Raw genomic sequence first — 2,223 nt, 5'->3', positions numbered from 1 at the left:
CCGTGCCCGTCGACGCGGGGGCGACGGTGAGCCGCCGCACGAACGACAGCGTGGCGTAGTCGCGCAGCGCGCGGCGCAGAGGAGCCAGGAGGACGTCACCGGACTTGGCGACGCCTCCGCCGATCACGGCGATGTCGATCTCCACGAGCGTCGCCGTCGCGGCGATGCCCGCGGCGAGCGCACGGGCGGCGCGTTCGAAGGAGGCCCGCGCCACCTCGTCCCCCGCCTCGGCCGCACGGGCCACCGCGGCGGCGGACACATCGCCGTCCCGTTCCGGCCGCCACCCGTGCGCGAGCGCCCGGCGGGCGATGTTGGGCCCCGAGGCGATGCGCTCGACACAGCCGCGCGCCCCGCAGGGGCAGGGGTCCCCGTCGAGGTCGACGCTGATGTGGCCGATATGCCCCGCGTTGCCCGTCGGCCCCGGGTGCAGGCGTCCGCCCAGGACCAGGCCGCCGCCCACGCCGGTCGACACCACCATGCACAACGCGTTGTCGTGGCCGCGCGCCGCGCCCTGCCAGTGTTCGGCGGCCGTGATGGCCACCCCGTCGCCGATCAGCTCGACGGGCAACCCGTCCGTGACTGCCCGCACCCGGTCGACCAGCGGGAACTTCCGCCAGCCCGGAACATTGACGGGGCTGACGGTCCCGGCCGAGCGGTCCACGGGTCCTGCGCTGCCGACGCCCACCGCCCGTACACGCGGCCACGGCGGCGCCGCGATCAGCTCGGCGAGCACCTCGTCCACGGCTCCCATCACCGTCTCGCCGTCCTCCCGTGCCGGGGTCGGCCGCTGGGCGCGAACGACAAGCCGACCCCGGTCGTCCACGATCGCGCCGGCGATCTTGGTGCCGCCGATGTCGAGCGCGGCGACGAGATCCGTGTGCATGAGTCTGAGGTCTCCCGGGAAAAGGCAGGTCGGAGAGTGCGCTCAACAGTCTCCCCCGGGGCTGACAACGTTGTCCAGGCCCTATGCTCGACCCCTCACACTCATCCAGGACGATGAACCCGTCCCACAGCGGCGACGACAGTGACGACAGCGACGACAGGACAGCGCAAGTGGACCGTACCCGTACCGCCCGCCGCCCCGAGAGCCGCTACGGCAATCGCCCCACCATGAAGGACGTCGCCGCGCGCGCCGGGGTGGGCCTCAAGACGGTCTCCCGGGTCGTCAACGCGGAGCCGGGGGTCACGCCGGAGACGGAGCGGCGCGTGCGGGAGGCCATCGCCGCCCTGGGTTTCCGGCGCAACGACAGCGCGCGGGTGCTGCGCAAGGGGCGTACGGCCAGCATCGGCCTGGTCCTGGAGGATCTGGCCGACCCGTTCTACGGCCCGCTCAGCCGCGCCGTGGAGGAGGTCGCGCGTGAGCACGGGGCGCTGCTCATCAACGGCTCCAGCGCCGAGGACCCGGACCGCGAGCAGGAGTTGGCGCTCGCGCTGTGCGCGCGCCGGGTGGACGGTCTCGTGATCATCCCGGCCGGTGACGACCACCGCTATCTGGAACCGGAGATGGCGGCCGGTGTGGCGACGGTCTTCGTGGACCGGCCCGCCGGCCGGATCGACGCCGACGCGGTGCTCTCGGACAGTTTCGGCGGCGCGCGGGACGGTGTGGCACACCTCGTCGCGGGCGGGCACCGGCGGATCGGCTTCATCGGCGACCGGCCGCGCATCCACACGGCGGCCGAGCGGCTGCGCGGGTACCGGGCGGCCATGGAGGACGCCGGGATACCGGTCGACGAGCGGTGGGTGTCGCTCGGCGTCACCGATCCCGGGCGGGTGCGCCGTGCGGCCGAGGAGATGCTGTCGGGCCCTGACCCGGTGACGGCGGTCTTCACGGGCAACAACCGGGTGACGGTCACGGTCCTGCGGGTCCTGGCCGAACTCGACCGGCCGGTCGCGCTCGTGGGCTTCGACGACATCGAGCTCGGCGATCTGCTGCGGCCCGGCGTGACGGTCGTGGCGCAGGACGCGGCGCTGCTCGGGCGCACGGCGGCGGAACGGTTGTTCCGGCAGCTGGACGGGGCGGCGGCTGCGCCGGAACGGATCGTCCTGCCGACTCGGCTGATCGAGCGGGGCTCCGGAGAGCTGTCGCCGGCGCCCGCCCGCTGAGCGCCGAGGGCCCCTGGCTCCAGGGGCGCGGAGCCGTGTCCGTGCGCGGCCGCGCCGCGCGGGCGCGAGCGGCCACGACGGCGCCGCCCCGGCCCGCACGAGTGGACGCACCGCTGCCCC

General features: G+C 74.8%; 2 protein-coding genes. One reads left to right on the top strand and one right to left on the bottom strand.

From position 1 onward, the window contains the following. On the bottom strand, positions 1 to 883 hold an 883-nt coding region (locus OFY01_RS16125; RefSeq protein WP_266600470.1), incomplete at its 3' end, for an ROK family protein. A gap of 227 nt (positions 884 to 1,110) precedes the next feature. On the opposite strand from OFY01_RS16125, the gene OFY01_RS16120 reads away from it, so the two are divergent. Beyond that, entirely contained in the window at positions 1,111 to 2,103 is a 993-nt protein-coding gene (locus tag OFY01_RS16120) for a LacI family DNA-binding transcriptional regulator (protein WP_266600472.1), read from the top strand. Positions 2,104 to 2,223: the final 120 nt, after the last annotated feature.

Source organism: Streptomyces beihaiensis (assembly GCF_026274175.1).
GTDB lineage: Bacteria > Actinomycetota > Actinomycetes > Streptomycetales > Streptomycetaceae > Streptomyces > Streptomyces beihaiensis.
This window is presented reverse-complemented; position numbering and strand designations above follow the sequence as displayed.